Source organism: Frankia sp. CgKIO3, assembly GCF_977946435.1.
The window spans coordinates 1-5,217 of sequence record NZ_CDWTMO010000071.1 but is presented as its reverse complement, the minus strand read 5'-3'; the positions used below and the strand labels follow the sequence as shown (position 1 = coordinate 5,217).

4 protein-coding genes and 1 pseudogene are annotated in these 5,217 nt (G+C 68.9%); all 5 read right to left on the bottom strand.

Going from position 1 to position 5,217, the window contains the following annotated elements; all coding sequences use genetic code 11:
• Positions 1-34: 34 nt before the first annotated feature.
• A complete protein-coding gene (locus AC08OJ_RS10220) occupies positions 35-1,114 on the bottom strand; it encodes an NADH-quinone oxidoreductase subunit B family protein (protein ID WP_476593941.1) in 1,080 nt (359 codons plus the stop codon).
• A gap of 112 nt (positions 1,115-1,226) precedes the next feature.
• A pseudogene (locus AC08OJ_RS10215) lies at positions 1,227-1,700 on the bottom strand (hydrogenase maturation protease); the annotation flags it as partial.
• Complete coding sequence (locus AC08OJ_RS10210; RefSeq protein ID WP_476593942.1) at positions 1,697-3,415, bottom strand: hypothetical protein; 1,719 nt, start codon at positions 3,413-3,415, stop codon at positions 1,697-1,699. The pseudogene AC08OJ_RS10215 and the gene AC08OJ_RS10210, both read right to left, overlap by 4 nt.
• Positions 3,416-3,492: 77 nt before the next feature.
• The gene (hypB, locus tag AC08OJ_RS10205) at positions 3,493-4,353 is read right to left on the bottom strand and encodes a hydrogenase nickel incorporation protein HypB (RefSeq protein ID WP_476595607.1); all 861 of its coding nucleotides are present in this window, start codon (positions 4,351-4,353) and stop codon (positions 3,493-3,495) included.
• Complete coding sequence (locus tag AC08OJ_RS10200) at positions 4,305-4,715, bottom strand: hydrogenase maturation nickel metallochaperone HypA/HybF (RefSeq protein ID WP_476595606.1); 411 nt, start codon at positions 4,713-4,715, stop codon at positions 4,305-4,307. Before AC08OJ_RS10200 ends, hypB begins: the two co-directional genes overlap by 49 nt.
• Between the last annotated feature and the right edge of the window lie 502 nt (positions 4,716-5,217).

Sequence of the window (5,217 nt, the reverse complement as noted above, 5' to 3'; positions counted from 1 at the left end):
CAAGTTATTTCATTCCGAATTCCTAGGCCCGGTCCTAGGAGCGGTAACGCGGGTCGTAGCCGGTGGTCAGCATCTCCCGGTTGTGCCGCCACTTCGGCTCGGTGTTCGCCGTCGCATTGGTGATGCCACGCAGCCTGCGGATAAACGACCCGTAAGGTTTGATCGCGAGCGAGGACAGGCTCGCTCCCGGCGGCATGTCCATGAACGGCATGAACTTGTCCGGGAATCCCGGAATCGTGCAGGCGATGCAGATGCCGCCCACGTTCGGGCAGCCGCCCAGCCCGCCCATCCATCCGCGCTTGGGCACGTTGCAGTTCACCACCGGACCCCAACAGCCGATCTTCACCTGGCACTTCGGCGAGTTGTAGTCCTTCGCGAAATCGGCCTGCTCGTAGTAGCCCGCCCGGTCACAGCCCTCGTGCACGGTCCGGCCGAAAATCCACTGGGGTCGGAGCTGGTCGTCCAGCGGTGGCGGTGGTGCCGCGCCCGCCGCGTGGTAAAGCACCCAGGTCAGCGTCTCCATGAAGTCGTCCGGTTGGACCGGGCAGCCGGGGACGTTGACGATCGGCAGGTTGCCGGCGGAGGTGAAGTCATGGCCCAGGTAGTCGGCAAGGCCCATCGACCCGGTCGGGTTGCCGGCCATCGCGTGGATCCCGCCGTACGCGGCGCAGGTGCCGATCGCGACGACCGCCCACGCCCTGGGGGCCAGCCGGTCGATCCACCAGTTCAGGGTCAGCGGCTGGCCGGTGTCCGGATCGTTCCCGAACGACGTCCAGTACCCGTCGCCGTGGATGTTCTCGTTCGGGATCGAGCCCTCGATGACGAGGATGAACGGCTCGATGTCACCGCGGGCCGCGGCTCGGTACGGGGCCAGGAACTCCTCCCCGCCGACGGTCGGCGACAGCACCTTGTTGTGCAGATGGACCGTCGGCAATCCCGGCACGAGCCCGGTGACGACATCCTCGATCGCCGGCTGGGAGGCCGCGGTCACCGACACCGTGTCGCCGTCGCAGCTCATCCCCTCGGAGATCCAGAGGATGTGCACCTCGTCGAAACCGCCGCGTCGCGGGCTCCCGGGCTGCGGAGTCACGGACTGCGGGTTCGTGGCCGTCATCTTGGCCTCTCCCTCCTACTGGCGGATGCTGGCACGGGCCGGGGTCTCGGATGATCTGCGCGATGAGCCGCACCGCGTCGTCGACGGCCATCCCCGCGGCGCGGGACAGTCCCATCCGCTCCTCGACGACGGCGGGTCGGCAGCCGACGACCAGCACTCGGCCGACATCGCCACCGAGGCCCCGCAGCAACCGCAGGACCACGTCGGGAGACATGCCATGGGCGTCCATGACGGGGATCTCGTCGACGGGGATGTCGTCCACGCCGGCCCCGTCAAGTTCGGGCCGGAGCACCGTGAGAGTCCCCGGTGGATCGGTCGACGAGACCGCGTCGACGAGGATCACCACGTCGTACCGGCCGTCGAGGAGCTCATAGGCGAGATGCACGCCGCGGATCCCGTAGTCGACGACGTCCACCCCGGCCGGCAGGTCCGCCGGGTCGATGCGGCGCACGACCTCCACCCCGAATCCGTCGTCGCCGAGGAACACGTTGCCGATCCCGGCCACGAGGACGCGCGGTGGGCCCGCGGACGGACCCGCAGACGGACCCGCAGACGGACCCGCGCGGGTGGGCGCCGGCCCGCTCATGACGCACCCGGTCCGTCGGTGAGCGGTGCCAGCTCCTCGGGTGCGAAGTAGTAATGACGGCCGTACCACCGGTGCAGATCGGCGGCCGGGTCGTCGTCCAGGGACACCGCGACGTGCCAGGCGCCGTCGACGTCCAGAAAGACGGCCTGAACCCGGGCCTCTCGCCCCATGAAAAACATGTCGTGCGCGTCGCTTCCACGGCCACTTTCACGGCCACGGGGATGCAGCCGGACCCGACTGCCCTTGGCGATCATCACGCCGTCCAGGGAAACACTGTCGCTGTCCGGACGGACCGACCGGTCCGCCTCCGGCTCCCACCATCGCGTGGTCGCGGCGGCGACCGGTGCGGCAACCGGTACGCCGGCCGGTGCGCCGGCCGGTGCGGCCCCGGACGACGGAACCGGTCGCAGCGACCGGACGGCACCATGCAGGCGGGCGAGGGTGTCCTGCGGGATGCCGTCGACCCGGTCGATGATCTCCGCGGCGCGGCGATCGGTCGCCCGGGCCTCGTGTTTCTCGTCGTCGGTCAGAGCCAACGTGCGCAGCGAGAGGATTTCATCGATCTCGGTGGCGTCGAAGAGGTCACCCGGGCTCTCGGGGGCGCTCCGGGGATGATCGTACAGGATAATCGGCGAGGACAGCATCACATCCGGCGCTCCGTCGGCACCGGCGAGAACGGGAAAGGTGTGGATGTTCTCGCACCCCCGTGTCGCCCCGGCGGCCCAGGTCGGCGGATCGAGCAGCGAGAGGAACCGTCCCCCGCGCACACCCAGGAGGCTGTGTGTCGCGATCATCGATCGGCGCAGCGCCATCGGTCGCGCGGCGCCGACGGGGACGTCCGCCACCGTGTTCTCGACGGCCAGGCGCAGCCGGTACAGCCGGAAGGGAGCCGCGGCCCGCGTCACGGACACCCGGACCGTCGCCGAGACCGGCCACCGCCGGCGAACCACCCGACCCGCACCGCCGCGCCCAACGTCGCGGCCCGCCAGGTTGCCGCGATCGTCCAACGGCTCAATCTCCATGCCACCGGGCAGGCTCAGGCTGAACGACTCTCCACGATCAGCCTGTTCCGCCGACCGGCCCCGCACAGCCGGGTCGGCCAGGTCGGCCAGGTCGAGAGTGAGACCGACCTCGCGCGGCACCGCCTCGTCGAAACTCAGCCGAGCAGTACCGTCCGCCTTCAGCGCGTCGACCTCACCGAACGCGCCGTCGGCTCCTCTGACCTCGACCGAACGGCGCTGGAGCTGCAGAAAGCGCAGCCGGACGACGACCGAGGCGGTCGGGGACAGCTCAAGAAGACAGAGCTCAAGAAGACAGTCAGTCTGCTGGCACCACGCATCCGTCGATCCGGCGACGGTCCGTGGGACCGGCCCACCCGCCTCGACCCAACGCCGCGGCGCGAGCACCCCGAACTGCCACCGCATCCGGTTCTTGCCCGAGGAGCGGCGATACGGATAGAGCAGGTAGCCCTCGTGCAGCACCGCGTCAGCCACTGCACGGGCCGACGCGAAACCGGCTGGACAGCTCCCACCGGCCTCGTCAGCACCGATGCCGGCCCCCACGTCCACGTGAAGGGTGGTCGGCGCACCGGGTGTCGTCATCATGGCGAGCGGTGCCCAGGACAGGACGAACCCGCGAGCAGCATGACGGTCCCCCTTCGGCGGAGCCGTGGCACCACCCCTGGGGACGATGCCCACCGTACTGTAACTACACATAATTACGTATTATGACTATATGTAGTCACGAGAGCGCTCGTAGCTATTCTTCGACGGGTTGCCCGGGTGTCGCGGCCTCAAACACCGTGAGACGGCCCGCTCGACCGCGGGCGGTGGCCGGCACCTCGCTCGGCGCGCAGCCAGGCGTACCACTGGCCCAGGCCGGGCCCCAGCCTCAGGCCCGACCCCGATCCCGGGGCCGCGCAGACGCGCAGCACGTCGACCCGGGGATTGATCCGGTGAACCTGCGCCTCGTACCGCGCGACGTCGACGTCGAGGTAGGGCAGCAGGTCGCACTTGGTGAGCAGGACGAGATCGGCAGCCGCGAACATGTGCGGATACTTGGTCGGCTTGTCCTCGCCCTCGGTGACGGACATCAGCACCACCCGGGCTCGCTCGCCCAGGTCGAACAGCGCCGGGCAGACCAGATTGCCGACGTTCTCGATGAACACCATCGAACCCTCGGATGGTTCGAGTTCACGCAGCGCACAGTCGATCATGGCCGCATCGAGATGGCAGCCACGACCAGTGTTGATCTGGACGACGGGAGCCCCCGTGGACCGGATGCGCTCGGCGTCCCGGATGCTTTCCTGATCACCTTCAACCACCGCGATCGGCACGCTCACGCCGAACTCGCGGACGGTCCGCTCCAGCAGCGTCGTCTTGCCCGATCCCGGCGAGCTCATCAGGTTGATCGCCAGCACGTCACGAGCGAGCAGGCGGCGGCGGTTCGCCTCGGCGAGCATGTCGTTCCTGGCCAGCACCCGCTCCTCGACGACCACGGTGCGCGACGAGGTCCCCCCGTCATGCGCGTGGCCGTCATGCGCCGGGCCGGGACTGACGAGGACCGGGCCGACCGGGCCAACAGGGTCGACGGAGGTGAGGGAGGTTAGTCGGGGCGGCGGCGCGGCGTCGTCACACCCGCAGGTTCCACACATCCCACATCACCTCCGCTGCTCGGCACGGGTGTCACCTCGACCGCCTCGATCATCAGCTCGTCGCCACCGACCACCTCGACGTCGGCGCTGCCGCACGGGCAGAGCACCAGGAGCAGGAGGTCGTCGGCCTCGAACGTGGCGCCGCACCGCCGGCAACGGGCACGGCCCGGCGGTTCGTCGATCTCCAGGCGAGCGCCTTCGACCGGCGTGCCCGCTGCCACCAGGTCGAAACAGAACCGGACGGAGCCGGGCACGACGCCGGACACCTGCCCGATGACCAGGTGAACCGCCGTGGCCCGCGCCGCCCCGATCCGTTCCACGATCGTGTCCACGACGTTCTGGATGATCGCCAGCTCGTGCATCCGCGGCTCCTCGGCGCCCGGCACGGCCGTGACGTCGGGCGTTCACACCACCGGGATTCCTGTCCTCGTCGACCGGCGCCCGCACCTGCTCCGACGCGGCCCGCACTCCGCGGCATCACTGGAGCGCCGCCGCTCGCGGCCGGCCCGTCGGTCTCCCTACCCGTTCGGTGTCGAGGACTACCGCCCGGCGTTGAGGACAGTCCTCGCGGGCGACCTGACAGATCATGGCCGTTGTCATTCTGCTGACAGCGTCCCTTTCTCGATGCCCTCTTCTCGATAAAAACGACAGGACTGCACAAAAGGACATATTCCGCACCAATCTTGCTGATGGCAGGGTGGCGGCAAAGAACGCCATCAGCCGGATGGTTCGCCGTGGCCGCCTCGGTCCGATCCGACCGAAAAAGGGGGACCCATGGCTCTCTCGCGCCCGGCACCGCCGACCGACAATGAGCCAGCAGGACGAGGTTAGGGGTCGTCATTAAATAAGTTAATCATTTGATCT

What these genes read in the sequence shown, in the direction of transcription:
- AC08OJ_RS10220 (WP_476593941.1), bottom strand. Translation starts at nt 1,114, where the DNA reads ATGACGGCCACGAACCCGCAGTCCGTGACTCCGCAGCCCGGGAGCCCG.
- AC08OJ_RS10210 (WP_476593942.1), bottom strand. Translation starts at nt 3,415, where the DNA reads ATGTGTAGTTACAGTACGGTGGGCATCGTCCCCAGGGGTGGTGCCACG.
- hypB (WP_476595607.1), bottom strand. Translation starts at nt 4,353, where the DNA reads ATGTGTGGAACCTGCGGGTGTGACGACGCCGCGCCGCCGCCCCGACTA.
- AC08OJ_RS10200 (WP_476595606.1), bottom strand. Translation starts at nt 4,715, where the DNA reads ATGCACGAGCTGGCGATCATCCAGAACGTCGTGGACACGATCGTGGAA.